This is a genomic window from Bacteroidales bacterium (genome assembly GCA_026418905.1).
Taxonomy (GTDB): Bacteria; Bacteroidota; Bacteroidia; order Bacteroidales; family DTU049; genus JAOAAK01.
Genome location: JAOAAK010000017.1, coordinates 1 through 19,640 on the forward strand (window position 1 = coordinate 1; position 19,640 = coordinate 19,640).

A 19,640-nucleotide genomic window follows, 5' to 3' on the forward strand; every position below is an offset into this window, starting at 1 on the left:
ATCAGCAGAACAATGGTCAATCTATTTCAAGACCTCAGCAGACACCTAATTACAATCAACCCACATACGAGATGAACAACTCTGGTGGTCAGGTGCCGTCAAATACGATTAGACCTCAATCCAATGTTTCTACAGGGACGAGTGTGAGGCCAAATATTAATCAGCAGAACAATGGTCAATCTATTTCAAGACCTCAGCAGACACCTAATTACAATCAACCCACATACGAGATGAACAACTCTGGTGGTCAGGTGCCGTCGAATACGATCAGACCTGAACCCTCCAATCATAATCAAGTTAAAGAAACTATCATTTCCCCAAATTATTACGGTACTCGTCCTAATCAACCGTATTATCAAACACCTTACTCAACATCCCCTCAAGATCAGAAACAAAATAGGGTTAATACTCCGTCTTATACTCCTCCGGCTTATCATCGTATGCCACAAAAAAATGAATATTCTCGTCCGACAAATTCAAGCAGCTCTTTTTATTCTCCTTCGACTTCTAATCCTTCATCTTCAAAGATCAGAGAATCCAATTATTCATCGGATAGGTCTAGAAGTTTTTCCGGAGGTAACAACTCTTCTTCATCGAGACCATCTACAAGTAGTGGTTCATCAACACATAGAAGATAATCAATATGAAGAAGTTTTTTACTTTAGCTTTTCTATTGTTTAACTTAATAACATTTTCTCAGAATGAATATGATGCTTTAAGATATTCGTATTTGCAACCCATAGGTACTGCACGTTATTCAAGTCTTGGAGGTTCTTATAATGCCATAGGAGCCGATATATCAACACTTTTTTCAAATCCTGCTGGTTTGGGAGTTTATAAAATTTCTGAGTTTACTTTAACACCTGGTTTTACAATTCTTTTTAGTAAGAGTTCTTATTTGAATTCAGCTATGAATGATAATCAATTTGCTTTTAAATTTCCTAACATAGGTGTAGTATTTGTTGGAAACACAGCACAAGAGAAAGGGTGGACTAGGTGGCAGATAGGTTTTGGCATTAATAGTTTGGCAAGTTTTAATCGGAATTTTTTTATTGAAGGACACAGTCCAAATACTTCCATTGTTGATGTATTTTATGCAGATGCTATCGGAACTCCTTATTATAAGCTTGATCCTTTCAGTACACAATTAGCATATAATACGTATTTGATCGATACAGTTGGTACAGTTTCGTCATATGAACGTGTAATAGAAGGCGGGGTTCTTCAACAAAATAATATATACTCTAGAGGCGGGGGGCATGATTTTTCGATAGCTTTTGCCGGTAGCTTTGAAGATAAATTGTACTTGGGCATTGGCCTTGGTATACCTTCTGTTCGTTTCAAAATGGAGAATTATTATAAAGAATATGACGATGCCGATACTATACCTGATTTTAAAATGCTTTCTTATAACAATTACTTGACAACCAAAGGCAGTGGTATCAATGCGCGTTTTGGATTGATTTACCAGATTGGTAAGCATCTGAGATTGGGGATGTCGTTTCATACCCCAAGTAGCATATCTTTGAAAGACAACTATAATTCAGTTGTTCGTGCCGATCTTGAAACAAATACTTTTGAAAGTTCATCTCCTCAAGGGATTTTCAAATACAGAATAACAACACCCTTTAGGTTTGAATATGGGGTCAGCATTTTACATCCTTATATTGGTTTATTTTCTATTTCACACGAAATGGTGAACTATTATCAAGCCAGAATTCGCAGTACCGACTACTCGTTTAGTCATGAAAATGAAAATATAACGAGTTCATTTAAAACTGGTCATAATATAAAAGCCGGAGTAGAAATCAAATTGCCCCTATTGGCAGTGCGTGGTGGTTTTGCATGGTACGGATCACCTTACAAACTTCACCTAAATGATGCTTCAACTAAAATAATTTCTGGAGGGATGAGTTATAGAGAAAAATTATATTTCTTCGATATTTCTTATTCATTTCAGATACAAAAAGTGGACTACTACTTATACAATCCTGCTCTTTTGCAGAGTATAGGTAAAGAGTTAGAACCAGCTAATCTCAAGCATTATGGTCATTATCTGTTTTTTACGATTGGCTTTAAGATTGAATAATTTTTTTTGATTTTATTTTTAACAAGTTTTTTGTTCGCATGTTAAAATTGAAGGGTAAAGAATTCTATTTCCTACTTCCATTTTACCTCGTTTTGTTTTTTATTCCTTTATATAAAAAGGTTGTATCCCTACTGATTGTTTTTTTAATAGTTGGAACTGTGTATTATTTGATAAATTCAAAACGTTGGGGGATAATTATCAAATTTTCCGAAATCAACCTTTATTGGTTTTTATTGTGGGTAATGTTTGCTACATCACTTTTATATACTGAGAATATTGATGCTGGTGTTTTTGATCTGCAAGTTAAAGCTAGCATGGTGATCTTTTCTTTCTTTTTTTCACTAAAATCTATTCGTGATGTTTTATGTAAAGAATTTTATCATATTATTGTAATTTGGATAGCAGGTATTTTTGCTAGTTTTTTGTATCATATTGGGTTTGCCGTTTACGATTATATTTTTCGATCACATTCTTTTGATTCCTTTTTTTATACATTTTTAAGTAACAGTTTTCATCCATCTTATTTGTCGATGTATGTTGTGACGGGGTTAATTTTTTTGCATGAAATCATGCTTCGGAAACGATTAGATCAATTAACAAATGCTATCATAATTGTTGTTCAATTTTTGTTGGTTCTGTTTGTTTTTTTATTAAGTTCAAAGGCGAATATTATCTCGTTATTTTTGATTTATGTTTTGTATACTTCATATTTAATCAAGCAAAAGAGATGGACGTGGTTTTTGGGGTATTTTCTTGTGATGATTGTTCTGTTTATTTTTTTTCTTTTATCATTTTCTGTATTTAGAGACAGAATCCTGCAAGTTGTGAACTTTCCCTCTTCAAAAAGCCTTGAGCAGAAAAAAGTTCAAGTTCAATCAGAGGGAGGAAGCACACACGACAGATATCTCATCTATCTGTCTTCATTACAAGTAATCGAGAAAAACCTATGTTTGGGGGTAGGAGTTGGAGATGTGAAGCAAGAACTCTCAAAAAAATACTTACAGAATAACTTTAAAAAAGGAATTGAGAAAAGATACAATGCCCATAATCAATTTTTGCAGAATTGGCTTGCAACTGGGTTAGTTGGATTTTTATTGTTGTTGGTTGTTGTATTTAACATTTTTAGAAAAGGATTCTATGAGCAAAAAATTTACCTTATTGCTTTTGGGATTGTTTTATTTGTTAATTTGATGGTTGAATCTATGCTTGAAACACAGGCGGGTAGTGTATTTATAGTATTAATGAGTTCGTTCCTGATGAGTACACAAGAAATTAGTGGATAGTTCCCGGATATTTGTTGAGAGCGATTTTAAGCAATTCCATAGATCGTTGCATGTGCTTTACTTCGAGAACAAAGCTTATGCGAACTTCATTTTTTCCAGATTGGGTTGGATCGGCATAAAAACCAGTTGCAGGAGCAAGCATTATAGTTTCGTTGTTGTCTGAAAAATTTTCAAGCAACCACTGGCAGAATTTGTCGCTATCATCAATAGGTAACCTGGCGACCACGTAAAATGCACCGCGTGGGGTGGGACATAGTGCACCAGGTATTTCATTTATGGATTTTACTACAACGTCTCGGCGAGCCTTATATTCTTTAAGTACCTCTTCGAAATACGAAGCAGGAGTATCAACAGCAGCCTGTGCTGCTATTTGACCGAAAGTCGGAGGACTTAGACGTGCTTGAGCAAATTTCATAGCAGTAGAAAAGAGTTCTTTGTTTCTTGTTATAAAAGCACCGATTCTAAAGCCGCATGCGCTGTATCTTTTTGAGACAGAATCGACCATGATAACATGATCCTCAAGCCCTTCCAGATTCATCACAGAAAAATGAGAAAAACCATCGAAAACAAATTCTCGATAGACTTCATCAGCAATAAGGAAAAGGTTATATTTTTTTACCAATTTCCCTAATTGCTCTATTTCTTCTCTACTGTAGAGATAGCCAGTAGGATTGTTGGGATTGCAAATGAGTATAGCTTTGGTACGAGAAGTAATTTTCTTTTCAAATTCTTCGATCGGAGGAAGTGTAAAACCATTTTCAATATTACTAGGAATAGGAACAACTCTAACCCCTGCATTTACTGCAAAACCATTGTAATTGGCATAGTAAGGTTCAGGAATAATAACTTCATCACCTTCGTCCATCGTAGAATTAAATGCAAAGAGTATAGCTTCCGAGCCACCAGTTGTAACAATGATTTGATCGGTGTTGAGATAAATTCCATGTCTTTCGTAATATTCGACCAGTTTTTTTCGGTAGGAAAGAAGTCCCGCACTGTGAGAATACTCAATGACTTTTTCACGGTAATTTCGGAGAGCTTCTAAAGCTATTTCTGGGGTTGGGATATCAGGCTGTCCAATGTTCAAGTGATAGACTTTAATACCCTTCGCCTTAGCTTGGTCTGCATAAGGTACAAGCTTTCTAATTGGCGAAGGAGGCATAAGTTGACCTTTCTTTGAAATTTCTGGCATAAATTAAGATTTAAACCCACATTACATGGACGCAAAGTTGCTATATTTTTTTTATTTAGACAAAAAATTTATGGTTCAACTACCCCTTTAATAACAAGAACCACAGGTGAATTTTCTGCGTTTGAGAAAACCGTAACGTATTTGGTGAAAACTCCTTTTTCTTCGGCGTCGTATGTTACTACTATTTTATTTTTTTGACCAGGCATAATGGGTTCTTTAGGGTAAGATGGCACAGTACAACCGCATGTTGAGCGAGGTTCTGAAAGAAAAAGAGGTGCTTTGCCAGTGTTTATGAAAACAAATTCGCAACTTACTTTACTTCCTTTTTTTATTTTACCAAAATCATGGGTGGTTTTTTCAAAAGTTATGATTGGTTCTTGACTGAGAAGAACCCCTGTCAACAAAAAAATAAATAATACAACTGTTTTTTTCATAGCTGGAATTTATTATTAGGGTGCTATTGGAACATTATTATTGTCAAAATTCTGGGAAGGTATAATTAGAGAAGGTTTTTGAATGACTTCGCCTGTAATTCTAAGCGACACTTCACCATTAGTAGCATTAGATAGAACAGTAATTTGCTTATTGAATTTACCAATTCGATTGGTGTCGTAACGAGCTTTGATCAAACCTGTTTTTCCAGGAAGAATAGGTTCTTTGGGATAGAAGGGAACAGTGCAACCACAACTTGACTTCACATTGGATATCAGAAGTGGAGCATCACCTGTATTGGTAAATACGAATTCGGCAACTGCTTCTGTACCTTCTTGAATTTGACCAAAATCATGAACCAGTTTCTGAAATGTGATTTCTGCTCCCTTTTGAGCTCTAAGTCCGGTGACGAGAAAAACAAACAAAATAATTATTTTTTTCATGGCAAAATCTATTAATCAAATTTTATACCATCTTTTTCTCCCGTAAGCGTAATTGACAAGTACAGCTTCCACTGAGTCTGTTTTCTTTGAATACTTTTATAGGTAAACCATCTTTTTCCCATTCGACAAAACCACCAGCAAGGCTTGCCAAAAAACAAAAGCCTTTTTCTTTTAAAATATTCATCATTGGTATAACTCTATTAGAGGTAGAATCGGCAATGATGATAATTTTATCAGATGGCAATTGTGAAAGATTTGTTGTCACATCCATTTGGCATAAGTAAAAAACATCGGGGATGTCGAATTGTTTGAACCTAATAAGATCTAAAGAACGTATGTCAAGTAAAACAGCTTCTTTTTGTTGAATAAGTGTCCATGCTTTTCGGGGTGTAATGGCATAATATTGCTCGACTTTAAAAGCGTATTGTTCAAGGAGTACTAGTGGTTCCATAAAAGACAATTATTATTAATTCCTTTTACAAAGTTATCAAAAATGTTTAAGATTCTAGCTGTTTCTGATCCAGCAAAACCTTTAATATCGTCATAAGTAATTAATTTTTCGTATGCTTGCAGATATTTTGAAGAGAGGGGCATGTAGGACCAATGCCATGGTTCAGGTTGATAACCGGTTGAACGAAGTTCTCCGAACTCAATGTATGGCTGGCAGAAGCCAAAAGAGGCAGCATGAATTTGAAGCCAAGTGTAGACTTGATTACCTTCAGTGGTTTTAAAGTAAGCAGGATCCACACTGTTGATATCGATATCAGTTCCCCAATGATGACGAGAAGTGCCAGGCATACTACTGTAACGTAAGATAAAGCGAGCTCTTTCGACAGGATCAGGATGAGTTTGAGTAAGGTTTTTACCTTCAACCAAGTTCTTACCATACCATTTTTTCTCCCAGATGTTTTTTTGGTCATTAAAGGTTCTTGTAGCAGATACAATGAATAGATGAATACCTTCTTTTTTAGCGCTGTCGCACATGCGTATGAATGCTTCATAGGCTTCGCGTTGCATATATATATTCTTCTTATATGTATATAGGGAATCTATTAGGGTAAAATCAGGATGTTTAGAAGGTTCATATTTTCCTAACAAGAAATTTCTCATAATTGAATCTGCATTAAATAGGTTGCCTTGAGCCTGTAAAAGCCAAAATAAGATCAATGCCACCATAAAGGATATATAGCGCATTTATTTTTTCTTGAAAAGTTTTAGAGCTTCATCTACGATTTGATCGGTATGCAATCCATACTTAATAAGTAACTCCTCTGGTTGACCAGATTCTCCGAAAGAGTCGGGCATGCCCATGATTTTCATGAGAACAGGATAATGTTGACTAAGACATTCAGCCACAGCTGAACCTAAACCACCATGAATTTGATGTTCTTCAATGGTAAGAACGCAACCTGTTTTACGGGCGTGGAATATGAGGCTTTCTTGGTCTAAAGGTTTGATGGTATGAACATTCAGAACCGATGCAGATATGTTCAGTGTGTTAAGCTTTTGAGCGGCCTTGAGAGCATGATAGACCATATGTCCTGTGGCGACGATGGTTACGTCTTTTCCTTTGATAAGTTCATCGATTTTGCCCGGGGTAAATTTGTCGGTAATGGATGTAAAATTGGGAACGGCTTCTCTACCAAAACGAACATAAACGGGACCTTTGATTTGCTGGATTGCAGCCTTGGTTGCAAGATAGGTTTGATTTGCGTCGCAAGGGGAAAGTACAGTCATATGTGGTAGAGCACGCATAACGGCAATATCTTCAAGAGCCTGATGAGTAGCCCCATCTGGGCCAACAGAAATGCCAGCATGAGCACCTCCTATGATGACATGAATATTATTGTAACATATTGAGATACGTATTTGGTCCGATGCTCTGAAAGCTGCAAAAACGCCATAAGTACTAAAAACGGGAATAAAACCTTCCAGGGCAAGTCCAGCAGCTATGGTAGCTGCGTTTTGCTCGGCAATGCCGATTGAAAAAAAACGTTCTGGGAATTTTTCAGCAAACCAGTGTACACACACTGAAGAAGAAATATCTAAACCAAGAACAATTAATCGTTTTTCTATTTCACCTACATCTCTTAATGCTTCACCAAACCCAAAACGAGTAGGCTTTAATTCCACTGATTTTTTTTACAAAGATTTAAAAAATTTAATCATATAACAAATTTGTGTCAAAAAATATTTCATGTGCCCAGGATTTATAATTTTTTTCTTTTGTATGACAAAATTTCAAATAATGTTTATATTTGCTCAAAATTTAATATGAAATACATAGTGCGTTTACTATCGATATTTTTTGTGTTTTTTATCATAAGTGGATGTGAAAAAAATAATTGGCCAATTGTCCTTAAATCAAAAGTAACGTATAAAGTTTCAGGAACTGCTTCGGAGGTCATTATTATGTACCGTGATGAAACGGGGTCGAATAAAATCAAGGGCATTTCAAGTTCGTCTGCTTTACCCTGGAAATATGAGTTTCGTGTTAAACCCGATACGTACGTATTCTTACAAGCGAAGAACAATACAGCCTCGGGTGAAGTAGTTGTAGAAATTTTGAAAGGATCTAAAGTTATTTTTACAGACAAAAGCTCGATTCCTTATGGGACAGCTACATGCAGTGGTTACATTAAATAACAATTTAAAGCTTAATTAATCGAATTGTAGTTTTGTTGATTTTAGGTGAGTTTAAAATAAGTTTCAGAAATTTGGTAAGTTCAAGAGGAGGAAGTGGTATAATTTTCAAAAACAGATAAATTTCGTCAATTGAAGTTAAAGTAAAATCTGAAGGAAAATAGCCATATCCTTGAAATAGTCCATTCTTAATAAATACAAATGGTGTAGCGTTTGAATTCTGGTTATCAATGATGAGAAAAGTTTTCTTTTCGAACAATTGGGAAAAAATAAGATTTTCAACACGTTGATTGTAAATATCTGGAGGTTCTTTATGGTTGTAAGTATTATGATAGAGTTGATACTCACAATGTAAATTTTTATTATTGAGTCCACATAGATTTTCGTAAAGCTCATTAGTTAAACACCATGCATAAAGTTCTTTTTTGGCTTCTTCTATTGTATCGAAGTGAATGAGAGGAAGTTCGTTTTTCTTTTTACTGGTTGGATGAATTTCGAAACAGATATATCCTTCATCGTTTACCTGATGGTAAATTCCTATTTTTTTAAGAAAACCATGTTTGCGCCTAAGATGAGCTTTTACTTTTTGAGTTTCAACCCATTCAAGCAAATTTGCAATAAGTAAACTTTGAGTTTCAATATAACTAACATCCTCGAAAGATTGCTGAAGTGATTTATTGCGTGAATAGAAACTTCGGTATTGTTGTTGTACGGATTTTCTGATGTTCTCAGAGCTTTTGACAAGAAGTACGTTTTTATCTTTATCTAGAAGGAAAAACAATCCAGGAGTATCTGGCAGATATGAAAAAGAGTTGAAATTGTCACATAAAGAGTAGTCTTGAAGTGAAAGAATTTTTAGAAAAAGGTTTGCTGTTGCCATAGCATCGCTAAGAGCGCGATGATGATCATGCAAAGGGATGTCAAGCCAAGAAGTTAGTTTTTTCAGCTGATATGAAGGAAGGTCAGGAAAGAATTCGCGCGAAAGTCTTAAAGTGTCAATTATCGGAATTTCAAAATTGATGCCCATACGGGCAAATTCTGATTGTATGACTTTATAATCAAATGTTGCATTATGAGCAACAAAAATTGATTCTTTAAAAAAATTGAGCACATCAAAAGCAATTTCATGAAAATAGGGGGCATCTTTAATCATTTCATTGGATATTCCAGTTAGATTAGTTATGAAAGGAGGAATATGTTTGCCAGGATGAACAAGACTATGAAAAGTTTCGGTAATTTTTTGATTTTCTATGCGAATAAGTGCAATTTCAATGATTCTATTTTGATTTAAAGTTCCACCTGTGGTTTCAACATCACAAACCACATATGATTTATTCATTGTTTTATGAGTTGTTCGAATCCATGAATTTTTTTGAGTTTTTCAAATAACGGGCGTGGATCAGCGGAAAGATTCCCTGCAGCAAGTTTACCACAATAATATGCATAGCCATTCAAAATTTCTTGATTATGATTGTCGAATAATTTGATTTTATAGTTTTTTCCAGAATCACAACCTGATTCGATTATTTCTTCCTTCTTATGAAGTTTGAGTGAATCGATACTTTTGACCATGTCATGAAAAAAGTTTTCAGGAAGGATAAAAGTAGTATCGTGAAAAACCCGGTATGCATTATATACTTTAACGTTCATGTTTGTAGGGGTAATTGTTGCTTTGTAATTTCTAATGTTTTCTTCAGATTTTCTCCTGACGTCTTCAAAAATGAAAATGATTTGTGTAGGCTTATATTGAATGATACTATCCTTTGGGTTTGTTTTATTGTCTTTATTGCTTGAATTGCAAGATAACAATAACAAAACAATTAGACCTGAAATGAAAAGTATTATGCGGATCATACTTGAATCATTTTATTTTCGATAAGTTTTTCGACGAAGATGATAAATTCTTTGGGGTGCATGGCATCTTCAAGTTTATATTTTCCGATTTGTGTTCTACAGAGGGAGCCCAGGTAAGCTGCTGTCTCCAGGGCGTCGCCGAAGTCTCTTGCAATGGAACGAATATAAGTGCCTTTGCTGCAAACTATTTGAAAGTCCACTTCAGGAAGTTCAATACGGGTGATATTGAATTCATAAATCGTAATAGGGCGTGGAGATAGATGGATAGTTTTACCATTTCTGACATACTCGTAAGCTCTTTTGCCGTTGACTTTGATGGCACTGTATTGAGGTGGCATTTGCATCTGGTTACCTATCATTTCTTTGGCTTTCTCCATAATAAGTTCGGGAGTAATATGGTCAATTGGGTATCCATCCTCAAGCTGGTCGAGTGTTTCTTTGTCGAAAGATGGAGTAAAAGCTCCGAGGACGAAAGTTCCCTCGTATGTTTTTGGAAGATTTTGGATTTTGCTAGCCATTTTGGTTTTTTTGTTAGTGAGAACAATAAGTAATCCGGTTGCAAGTGGATCAAGGGTGCCCCCATGACCAATTTTTATGGGTTTTTTCAAAAGCCTGTGTAGATTTTGTTTAATGAAATTGACTACGTCGAAAGACGTCCAAGTGTAGGGTTTATCAATTAGGAGAATTTCACCGCTTTCAAAATCGAACATATTTATAGATTTGTAAATGTTATTCCTGCATTCATTAAAATCAGGAAAATCATACTTAATATGATACGATACCAACCAAAAAACTTAAATCCAAATTTAACAAGAAATGAAATGAATGATTTTATGACAAGGATGGCGATTATAAAAGAGATGAAATTGCCCAAAATGATTAATTTCAAATGAAATGGATCAAGCAAAACTTCATGATTTTTGTAAAGCTCAAATCCTGATGCTGCTGTGATGGTAGGTACTGCGAGAAAAAAACTAAATTCTGCTGCTTGTTTTCTGCTAAGTTTTTGTGCAAGACCACCTATGATGGTAGCTGCAGAGCGACTCACTCCAGGTAACATTGAAAAAACCTGGAAAAGGCCTATGAAAAAAGAGTGTCTCGGTGTAATCTTAGGTGCGTCTTCTCTATTTCCAAGTTTATCAATGAAAATCATGATTATGCCAACTATGAAAAGATTAATAACAACCATCAGAACGTTAGACAGAAATTCTTCAATATAGGAATGAAACAATAAACCCAGCAGAGCTGCTGGAAAAAAAGCAATAAATAAATTGAGGTAGAACTGAAGGTCTTTAAAAAATTCTTTATAATACAAAACAACAACTGCTAATATTGCTCCGAACTGGATAGAAATAATATATGTTTTGACAAATTCGGTTGATTCAATTTGCAACAATGATTGAGCTAAAATGAGATGTCCCGTTGATGAGACTGGTATAAATTCAGTTAGGCCTTCGACTATAGCAAGGACAATGGCTTCGAAAAGTGTCATTTCTTATTATTATTTGCTGGGCGGTAAAGTATGGCTATCACATTTACCACGATTCCTAGAACAATGAGAATGGGGGCTAAAGTCAATCTTTGAAAAGAAAAAATTTCGTAATTAAAAACCTTGGGATCATGGGAACCACCACCTATCATTAAAAGATATCCCAAAGCCATAAGTAAGATGCCGCCTAGCATTAGCAAATAGTTTATTTTTCCGAAAACCATTTGGGGTTTGTTTTGAGGAGTTTGCTTCATGTTTTTTTGCAAAGTTAATTTTTTTAATTTCTGCAATTACAACTTTGACTGAAAAAAATCCTAGTATGAGGAAGAAGATTTTCGATATAGCTTTGTTGTTCTTTGGTAAGTGGAATAACTCGAAGATCTAAGTATTGAAGAGAAGAGGATATCTTTTGAATTTCTTCAGGTAAACTAGTTATATTAGTTCCTGCCAAATTAAGAGATTTGAGATTTGTTAAATTTCCTATCTCTGAAGGTAGGGTAGACAGGTCATTGAAACGAAGAATGAGGGTAGAGAGTTGAGAACACTTGCCTATTTCAGGAGGAAGTGTTTTAATCCGATTGTTACCGAGATTAAGAACACGTAGATTTTTAAGTTCTGCAATCTGAGGTGGTATCTCTTCAATTCTATTGAAGCTAAGGTCAAGATAGATAAGATTTTTGCATAAGAATATTTCGGATGGGAAAGATTTAAGGCCTTTATGGGTCAATTTAATAAATTGGACACTATCAGGATTTTGTCTAATTTCGGACAATTTTTTATAAGGTTTTAGTAATTTGTAATTAAAGTCATTTTGCGTCAATAAAGAAATGGTATAAAAGAAGAAAAGTATTGAAACAATTGTTTTCATTTGAATTGTTTTGCAAGAAGAGCAAGGGTTTTAGCTTTATCACGGTGGAGTTGGGAAGTGAGTTCTTCCGAAGAGGAGAATTTTCTTTCTTCTCTAATTCGGTCATAAATTTGAATAATTAATTCTTTTCCATAAAGATCAATGTTAATATCTAACAAATGGGCTTCTAACCTAAGGCTTTTTCCATTGAATGTAGGTCTTGTTCCAATATTGACCATAGCAGGATAAGCTTGATGATCTACTTTGATTATAGCAGCGTAAACTCCGTTTGGTGGGAGTAGTTTTTCTGATAAGTCTATGGCTATGTTGGCTGTGGGAAACCCTAATTTTGAGCCAAGGTGATCCCCATGGATAACCGTACCTATAATAGTATAAGGATAGCCTAATAAACGATTTGCCAGTTGAATGTTTCCATAAGTAAGAAGTTTTCTGATTTTAGAAGAACTAACAATGAGACCGTTTATTTCGACTGGCTCAAGCCGAATAAGTTGAATCTTAAGTTCGTTACATATTTTTTCAAGCGTCTCGCTGTTTCCTTCTCTATTTTTTCCAAAAGCATGATCGTGACCAATGACGATGACGGATGCATGAAAAACACGGTGAAGAATATCACGGACGAAATGTTCGGGGGGTATTTCTGCAAATTCAGTTGTAAAAGGTTGAAAATGAATATAGTCTGGTTTGAAAGGAAGGTAAGACAATAGGTGTATTTTTTCCTTGTTGGTAGTTAGAACTTTAACACTTTGGTCACCTTGGTAGAGAATGTTTCTTGGATGTTGTGCAAAAGTATATAAAAGTGAAGGAATTTGTTTCTCTCGTGCAATCGAATGTAGCCTATTTAAAATAGTTTGATGCCCTATATGGATTCCATCAAAAGTGCCTACGGTGATGGCAAGTTGGTTAGAGTGTAACTCGTGGATGTTATCTGGAGTTAAAGTTTTCATGTATAGATTGTTTGCAAAAATAATTTTTTCTTAGTGATAAAAGTTTTGATCTAAGACATTTCGTATTATCAGAAAATTTAATGATTTTGTTAGTTAGAGAAATTTCGATTACGTTTGCAAAAAAGATGTTATGAATTTGCATGAGTATCAAGCAAAAATGTTGTTGAAACAATATGGGGTTTTGGTTCCAGTGGGATATGTAGCAAGTAATTCTGAAGAAGCTTTGATGGCTGCTAAAAAAGTTTGGGATGAAACCAAAGTAGAAGGTTGGGCTATTAAAGCTCAAATTCATGCAGGGGGGAGAGGTAAGGCTGGTGGAATTAAAATAGCTCGCCATATGGAGGAAGTTGAGTTATTTTCCCAACAGCTTATCGGGAGCAAGCTAATTACTCCTCAAACTTCTGCGGAGGGTAAACTAGTACGAAAGATTTTGATCGAGCAAAACATATATTATCCAGGAGAAGAACAACCGCTGGAGTTTTATGTTAGTTTTCTGTTAAATAAAGCCCTGGAAAAATACATGTTTATGTATTCCATCCAAGGTGGCATGGAAATTGAGGTAGTTGCTGAGAAAAATCCCGAACTTATTTTTACTGAAATCATTGATCCTATGTTGGGTCTTATGCCGTATCAGGCTAGAAGAATGGCATATAATCTTGGTTTAAAAGGAGTGGCTTTTCAAAACATGGTTTCTTTTCTTCTGAATTTATACCGTGCGGCTATTTCTATAGATGCTAACCTTGTCGAAATCAATCCGGTTTTGAAAGCATCGGATGGTAAAATATTTGCAGCTGATGCTAAGGTGGTTATTGATAACAATGCGTTATTCAGGCATCCTGAGATTGCACAAATGGATGATCCTGATGAAATGGATTCACTTGAAAGAGAAGCTACGCACTATAAACTTAATTACATAAAGTTAAACGGCAATGTGGGTTGTATGGTTAACGGAGCAGGTCTAGCCATGGCAACGATGGATGTTATTAAGATGAGTGGAGGTGAACCTGCTAATTTTCTTGATGTGGGTGGAAGTGCAGATGTCGACAGAGTAGAAAAAGGTTTTCGCATTATTCTAAAGGATCCCAATGTAAGGCTGATTTTTGTGAATATTTTTGGAGGTATTGTTCGTTGTGATCGCGTTGCCAATGGTATTGTCCAAGCGTACAGGAACATTGGTGAGATACCTGTACCAGTGGTGGTTCGGTTGCAAGGAACAAATGCAGAAGAAGGAAAACAACTTATTGCTGAGAGTGGATTAAAAGTATATTCTGTAATTTACATTGAGGAGGCAGCTGAATTGATCAATAAATTATTGTCTTAATGGGGATAATGAGAAAAAATATTTTTGAGTTTGCGAATGGTGCGATAGGATAATAGATGCGGATTTAGTCGCATGTGATTGATTTGCATGTAAATATGGACAGCATGATCAAGTAAATCCAAGCGTTCAGTTATGTCTTCTACAGATTTTCCTCTTATCACGATACCATGATTTTGCCATAGACATATAGGAGATGTAAGCATAGTATGAGCCGTAGTATTCGCAAGCTTTTCAGAACCAGGTAGGGCAAAAGATAGAATGGAAATACCTTCAGGTAATCTGATAATAAGTTCTGGTAAAAGAGAAAAAAGCAATCGATTTATTTTGCGTTCTCCACGAAAAACGTTAACTTTAATATGGGATAAAGCTATAAGAGAAGGAATATGGGCATGAACAAGAATATGACTATCAATCGATTTTTTTTTAAGAGCATGATGGACAGCAAAATGTGTTCTCCATTCTGAAGTAGGCAAAATACCTTCAAGAGGAGCGTAAAGTTCTATATAGTTGGTATGAAAAACACATAAAACAACATGTTGTACTGGATCTTTAGCTATTTCACTCATCGAAGTTCCTGAAGCTGAGAGAACTAGAGCATGATTGGTGAGATATGTGTAAGGATTTTCCTTGAGGAAAATAGTTTTGTGGGGAAAATTGTCAAGAATGGAAATTTGAAAAGTATCTTTCCATGGGAAACGTAGAGAAATATTACCTCCTGTTGCGTAAGCCCAACCCCTATCGTGTAGATATGTTGCTAGCTGAGAGAAAGTAGAGGAGAATTCAATTTCTTGTTTAAAATTTAACATGTACCGTCTGAGTATATTCTTGATTGTTGATTATCAGTTTTAATAAATAGGTTCCTTCAGATAAGTGTGCAAGTGATATTCGTTTTTCATTAATTTCATTAAGATGCTCCCATAGTACAAGTTTTCCTTGTGGGTCATAAATTGACAAATAGCCAGATACAGGATTATTGGGGAAATGAATAAAGAAAATTCCATTGGATGGATTAGGAAATATTACAAAGGGAAGGGAAGAATTTTCGGCAATTGATAAGGGGTCTACAAGAAGTAAAGCAGAGTTAGAAGTGGCGTTCCCACATGTTCCATTCACTATGCATCGATAATAGCCTTGATCTGCAGGTGTAACATTGAAAATCTGTAGAGTTGAAGAATTAGCACCAGAAATATGGCTGTTGTTGGAGAGATTAACTCCATCTTTTTGCCATTGATAGGTGAGATTTGTGCCAGATGCAACCACTGTAAAAGTAGCATTGCTTCCTTCATTAATAGAAAGATTGGCTGGATGGGATGTGATGATGGTACTTGGATAGACAGTAAGTGTAGCATTGGAACTGTTAGTCGAACCACAGCTATTAGAAACCACACAAGAATAAGTTCCGGCATCTGCAGTAGTAACAGACGAGAGCATTAGGGTAGAAGAAGTGGCTCCTGGGATACTAATACCATCTTTTTTCCACTGATATTGAAGGGGTGATGAGCCAGAAGCATTAATACTAAAAGTAACATTGTTTCCTTGGCAAACTGATTGAGAGGTGGGTTGTGTAGTAATAGTTGGGGGATTAGAGAGTGTAAGAGTAGCGGGATTGCTTTCAGCATTACCACACGCATTGCTAACAACACAGGTGTAAGATCCTACATCTGATGAACCAACGGATGTTATGGTAAACGTTGAATTGGTAGCTCCATTGATATTGGTGCCGTTCTTTTTCCATTGATAAGATATGGGAGGGGTGCCATTCGCGGAAACTGTAAAACTTACCTGAGAACCTGGGCAAGCTGAAGTACTGGTAGGATGAGTGGCTATGGTTGCTGCAGTACAACCCACTGTTGAATTAATCACAAGATCATCAATCCAAAGCATAAACTTGCCACTTGATACGTGTTGAATGGCAAGATAAATGGTTTGGTTGTTGTAAGAAGAAAGATCGTAGGTAAATTGGGTCCATGTTGAGGGTGCTTGAACAGGATTGCTTCCACTTATGGGTGTAAAGCTAGAAGGATTATTATTAGTGGTAGAGACAAGTACTTTGAATTCATCATTACCCCATGTACCAGGCTTTGGGCTTAGGGCCCAAAAAGAGAAACTGGAATTGGTACCAAGTTGAATAGGGGGAGAAATAAACCAATCATTGCTAGCAGAACCATCGGCAGGACAGATGGACATTCCACAGCGAGAACCTCCATGAGCTACATCACCTTGAGATGCGGTCCAGCCACTTGCAACGGGATTCATGCACATCCATGCAAATGCAGAACCCTCATTGGGGAAATTGCAATCAGCACTTTGATAAGTAGGTTTGCCATCGCCATCGTAAGTTGTCCATGGTGTAAAATCGGTCGTATAATCAGTTGAATTTTCAAAGTCCCATGTGAAAGGAAAAGAATTAATGGGGGCGGTGAGGGTGGTAGCTTGTGCAGTAACACCTGTACTCCAATTGTAACTTCCTGTGTTACTCCATAACTTATAATAATAAGTTGTATTGGGAGATAATCCTGTATGTGAGAAAGATGTCGCCGATCCATAATAAATGACAGTCCCACCCCCTGGAATGTTTTGACCCGGTGAATAAGAGGTTCCATTTGCAGGGGTTCCGAAAGTGGGGGTGGTGGAATATGCTAGAAGTACTGGATTGTTACTGGAATTCAGATTCCAAGTTAGGTTAATTTGCGAAGAAGAAACAGCGTTAGCTGTAAAATTGGTTGGATTGGTATTATTTGGAAATTTGAAAGCAATGATGGTAGTTTTTTTTGTACTGGTATTTACACCCATGTAGGATGATGAAAACCAGAAAGTTTCTTCATCCACTGGATCAACCGACATAAGGGCATAATCGCCCCATCGATTAACGGAAGCTTGATAAGTTGTTCCATCAGCTATAGTATATTCACTTACATCAAAAACGCCTGAAGCATTCACATTTTCTGATGCTGTTTGTCCTGTAAGACGAAGTCCAGGATATAAATTCGAACTAGCGATACTATATGCGACGGCTATATCTTTATTTTTATTGATAGCAATACTTGCGTTCCATCTACTATTAGCATCTGGCTTATAGGTTCCACTTTGACGAATTTCCCACTGACCTGAGGTTTGATTCTTTTTCAATTCATACCAACGAATCCCAGCTTGCTGACTACCTACATCCACAGCATGACATGCTACGATTCTTTCGTCACCATTTCCAAAATTTCTGTATTTTACTGAGTACATAAGCATCTCACTAAGGGCATCCAATTTTTGTGTAGTGCCTTTTTGTGTAATGTCGTTCCAGTTAGTTCCAAAAACAGCATCAAAAGCAGGAACATTGATTTGCTGGATTCTTGAAAAGGTCGAACTCTGGGGATTGGACCAGTTAACAGTCAATGCATATAACCATAATTGATCAGACCCACCCCATGCATTATCGTTGATGGTTAAAAATAAACCAGGGGTTCCGCTTGGAGCAAATGTTCCATCGTTATCCACAGGCATGATACAATGAAATCCAGAAGCAGTAGAGGGGCGATAAGGGTTATCAAAGCCAACCATAGCAGGGTTACTACCTCCATTAAGCATGGTCGATCGATCAAAGACATATACATCTTTTCCTGAAGAATTATTGACAGCCATGTAATATCCATCGCGCCAAATACCAAATTTCATATAATCAGGCATATCGTCCACATCAAAAGACCATCGATACCATGTTCCTGTGGGATCACTTGAGGTGCTTACAGCGATAAGCATGTAATCGTTAGACCCTGAAACAGAAAATTCAGCCGCCAGCCATCTCTGAGCATTTTCATCATAAAGAATAATAGGATCACCATCGTTGTAAGAAGATCCAGTCACCCCACTGAACAATGTGTTATAATTAGTAGGACCTGCCACCGTATTTCCTTGTTTATTGTAAATCTTGTATTGAACATTATAGGCTTGAAAATAATGATTGGGTCCAACAGATCCATTAGCATCAGGAGGAAAACTACTATTATTAGGTCCGGCAAATTGCACAACAATTTGAGGTGTTGCTTTACTAGCAGGTAAAAAGTTCTGAAGAACAGGATCTACTTCTATAATTTCTTTCACATTAGGGTTAGGTTGCAACGGGGGTTTTTTAACATCTACCTTCTTACCTTTTTCTTTTGGAGGATCAATGCCAAGATCTCTCAAAGGTGGTGAAATATCAAAATATACGGGGTATTTAATTACACTAGGATATACAACTTCGACTCCTGTTGAGTTTTGGACAGAAATTGTTTTTTGATCGGTTAACACCTGCCCCATTAATCCTAGATACAGGACAAAACTGATGAAAAACAAACCCCTTTTTATCCACATAAAAGATTTTTTACAAAACTATATTACTTAATTGAAAAAATCAATTTTTTTATAAAAAAAACTAATTTAGCAAAAACAATTCATGCGTATCATTAATCTAGGAGAAAAAAATAGCCTTCTGCAACATTATGTTTACGAAATTCGGGACCGTGTGATTCAAAAGGATAGACTTCGTTTTCGTTACAATATGAAACGGATTGGTTTTATTATGGGATATGAGCTAAGCAAGATCCTAGAATATGAACCAAAACATGTCGTAACACCACTGGGTGAATGCAACATTCCGTTGGTTAAAAATTACCCAGTTCTTGCAACAATTCTACGTGCTGGCTTGGCTTTACACGAGGGTTTGTTAATGGCTTTTGATAAGGCTGATTGCGCTTTTGTGTCGGCGTATCGTAAGCATCACAAAAGCGGAAATTTTACGATTCAGATAGAATATATTAATTCCCCTTCTTTGCAGGATCGAGTTTTAGTTTTGTCCGATCCTATGCTTGCGACTGGTTCTTCCATTGTAATTTCACTGGAACAATTATTTAATTATGGTACACCACGAGAGGTTCATGTGGTTAGTGTTATTTCGTCTTTTTATGGATTACAATACTTAGAGAAACATTTTAGATTTGATTCCATGTACGTATGGACAGCAGCAATCGATGAAGAACTTAATTCACAAGCATATATTATTCCCGGTCTAGGTGATGCAGGAGATTTAGCATTTGGATCAAAAGATTGAGC

General features: G+C 36.1%; 21 protein-coding genes. 6 read left to right on the plus strand and 15 right to left on the minus strand.

Annotated elements, in window-relative coordinates; translation table 11 throughout:
* The 3 genes from N2Z72_03575 to N2Z72_03585 all read left to right on the plus strand — a co-directional run.
* The coding region (locus N2Z72_03575) for a hypothetical protein (protein MCX7696758.1) at nucleotides 1-638 on the plus strand (638 nt) is incomplete at its 5' end.
* A 5-nt stretch (nucleotides 639-643) separates the two neighbouring features.
* Nucleotides 644-2,089 carry a hypothetical protein gene (locus N2Z72_03580; GenBank protein MCX7696759.1) on the plus strand — a complete coding sequence of 482 codons (1,446 nt, stop codon included), beginning with the start codon at nucleotides 644-646 and terminating at the stop codon, nucleotides 2,087-2,089.
* A 38-nt stretch (nucleotides 2,090-2,127) separates the two neighbouring features.
* Complete coding sequence (locus tag N2Z72_03585; GenBank protein ID MCX7696760.1) at nucleotides 2,128-3,372, plus strand: O-antigen ligase family protein; 1,245 nt, start codon at nucleotides 2,128-2,130, stop codon at nucleotides 3,370-3,372.
* Here the strand turns inward: N2Z72_03585 and N2Z72_03590 are convergent.
* The 6 genes from N2Z72_03590 to N2Z72_03615 form a co-directional block, all read right to left on the minus strand.
* Nucleotides 3,362-4,564, minus strand: coding sequence for a pyridoxal phosphate-dependent aminotransferase (locus N2Z72_03590; GenBank protein ID MCX7696761.1), 1,203 nt, complete (start codon nucleotides 4,562-4,564; stop codon nucleotides 3,362-3,364). The genes N2Z72_03585 and N2Z72_03590 overlap by 11 nt on opposite strands.
* 68 nt (nucleotides 4,565-4,632) lie before the next feature.
* Entirely contained in the window at nucleotides 4,633-4,998 is a 366-nt protein-coding gene (locus N2Z72_03595) for a DUF1573 domain-containing protein (GenBank protein ID MCX7696762.1), read from the minus strand.
* 15 nt (nucleotides 4,999-5,013) lie between these two features.
* Nucleotides 5,014-5,439, minus strand: coding sequence for a DUF1573 domain-containing protein (locus N2Z72_03600; GenBank protein ID MCX7696763.1), 426 nt, complete (start codon nucleotides 5,437-5,439; stop codon nucleotides 5,014-5,016).
* Nucleotides 5,440-5,461: 22 nt separating this feature from the next.
* Nucleotides 5,462-5,890, minus strand: a complete 429-nt coding sequence (locus N2Z72_03605) for a rhodanese-like domain-containing protein (GenBank protein ID MCX7696764.1) — start codon at nucleotides 5,888-5,890, stop codon at nucleotides 5,462-5,464.
* A complete protein-coding gene (locus N2Z72_03610) occupies nucleotides 5,878-6,633 on the minus strand; it encodes a M15 family metallopeptidase (protein ID MCX7696765.1) in 756 nt (251 codons plus the stop codon). Before N2Z72_03610 ends, N2Z72_03605 begins: the two co-directional genes overlap by 13 nt.
* Nucleotides 6,634-7,572, minus strand: a complete 939-nt coding sequence (locus N2Z72_03615) for a transketolase family protein (protein MCX7696766.1) — start codon at nucleotides 7,570-7,572, stop codon at nucleotides 6,634-6,636.
* Between the two features lie 141 nt (nucleotides 7,573-7,713).
* Between N2Z72_03615 and N2Z72_03620 the strand changes: the two genes are divergently transcribed.
* A complete protein-coding gene (locus tag N2Z72_03620) occupies nucleotides 7,714-8,085 on the plus strand; it encodes a hypothetical protein (GenBank protein ID MCX7696767.1) in 372 nt (123 codons plus the stop codon).
* Nucleotides 8,086-8,089: 4 nt separating this feature from the next.
* On the opposite strand, the gene N2Z72_03625 is transcribed toward N2Z72_03620, so the two are convergent.
* The 7 genes from N2Z72_03625 to N2Z72_03655 are packed head-to-tail and all read right to left on the minus strand — an operon-like array spanning nucleotide 8,090 to nucleotide 13,237.
* Nucleotides 8,090-9,421, minus strand: coding sequence for an exonuclease domain-containing protein (locus N2Z72_03625; GenBank protein MCX7696768.1), 1,332 nt, complete (start codon nucleotides 9,419-9,421; stop codon nucleotides 8,090-8,092).
* Nucleotides 9,418-9,936, minus strand: coding sequence for a hypothetical protein (locus tag N2Z72_03630; GenBank protein ID MCX7696769.1), 519 nt, complete (start codon nucleotides 9,934-9,936; stop codon nucleotides 9,418-9,420). The genes N2Z72_03625 and N2Z72_03630 overlap by 4 nt, the downstream gene beginning before the upstream one ends.
* Entirely contained in the window at nucleotides 9,933-10,646 is a 714-nt protein-coding gene (gene truB / locus N2Z72_03635) for a tRNA pseudouridine(55) synthase TruB (GenBank protein ID MCX7696770.1), read from the minus strand. The genes N2Z72_03630 and truB overlap by 4 nt, the downstream gene beginning before the upstream one ends.
* A 2-nt stretch (nucleotides 10,647-10,648) precedes the next feature.
* Complete coding sequence (locus N2Z72_03640; GenBank protein ID MCX7696771.1) at nucleotides 10,649-11,428, minus strand: undecaprenyl-diphosphate phosphatase; 780 nt, start codon at nucleotides 11,426-11,428, stop codon at nucleotides 10,649-10,651.
* Complete coding sequence (locus tag N2Z72_03645; protein ID MCX7696772.1) at nucleotides 11,425-11,679, minus strand: DUF3098 domain-containing protein; 255 nt, start codon at nucleotides 11,677-11,679, stop codon at nucleotides 11,425-11,427. The genes N2Z72_03640 and N2Z72_03645 overlap by 4 nt, the downstream gene beginning before the upstream one ends.
* 23 nt (nucleotides 11,680-11,702) lie before the next feature.
* Complete coding sequence (locus tag N2Z72_03650) at nucleotides 11,703-12,293, minus strand: leucine-rich repeat domain-containing protein (protein ID MCX7696773.1); 591 nt, start codon at nucleotides 12,291-12,293, stop codon at nucleotides 11,703-11,705.
* Entirely contained in the window at nucleotides 12,290-13,237 is a 948-nt protein-coding gene (locus tag N2Z72_03655) for a bifunctional riboflavin kinase/FAD synthetase (GenBank protein MCX7696774.1), read from the minus strand. The genes N2Z72_03650 and N2Z72_03655 overlap by 4 nt, the downstream gene beginning before the upstream one ends.
* A gap of 130 nt (nucleotides 13,238-13,367) precedes the next feature.
* On the opposite strand from N2Z72_03655, the gene sucC reads away from it, so the two are divergent.
* Nucleotides 13,368-14,558: an ADP-forming succinate--CoA ligase subunit beta gene (sucC, locus tag N2Z72_03660; protein ID MCX7696775.1), complete on the plus strand. Its 1,191-nt coding sequence runs from the start codon at nucleotides 13,368-13,370 to the stop codon at nucleotides 14,556-14,558.
* On the opposite strand, the gene N2Z72_03665 is transcribed toward sucC, so the two are convergent.
* Complete coding sequence (locus tag N2Z72_03665; GenBank protein ID MCX7696776.1) at nucleotides 14,555-15,364, minus strand: class II aldolase/adducin family protein; 810 nt, start codon at nucleotides 15,362-15,364, stop codon at nucleotides 14,555-14,557. The genes sucC and N2Z72_03665 overlap by 4 nt on opposite strands.
* Nucleotides 15,351-18,902, minus strand: coding sequence for an immunoglobulin domain-containing protein (locus N2Z72_03670; protein ID MCX7696777.1), 3,552 nt, complete (start codon nucleotides 18,900-18,902; stop codon nucleotides 15,351-15,353). The genes N2Z72_03665 and N2Z72_03670 overlap by 14 nt, the downstream gene beginning before the upstream one ends.
* Before the next feature lie 82 nt (nucleotides 18,903-18,984).
* Between N2Z72_03670 and upp the strand changes: the two genes are divergently transcribed.
* On the plus strand, nucleotides 18,985-19,638 hold the full coding sequence (gene upp, locus N2Z72_03675) for a uracil phosphoribosyltransferase (GenBank protein ID MCX7696778.1): 654 nt from the start codon (nucleotides 18,985-18,987) through the stop codon (nucleotides 19,636-19,638).
* Nucleotides 19,639-19,640 lie beyond the last annotated feature (2 nt).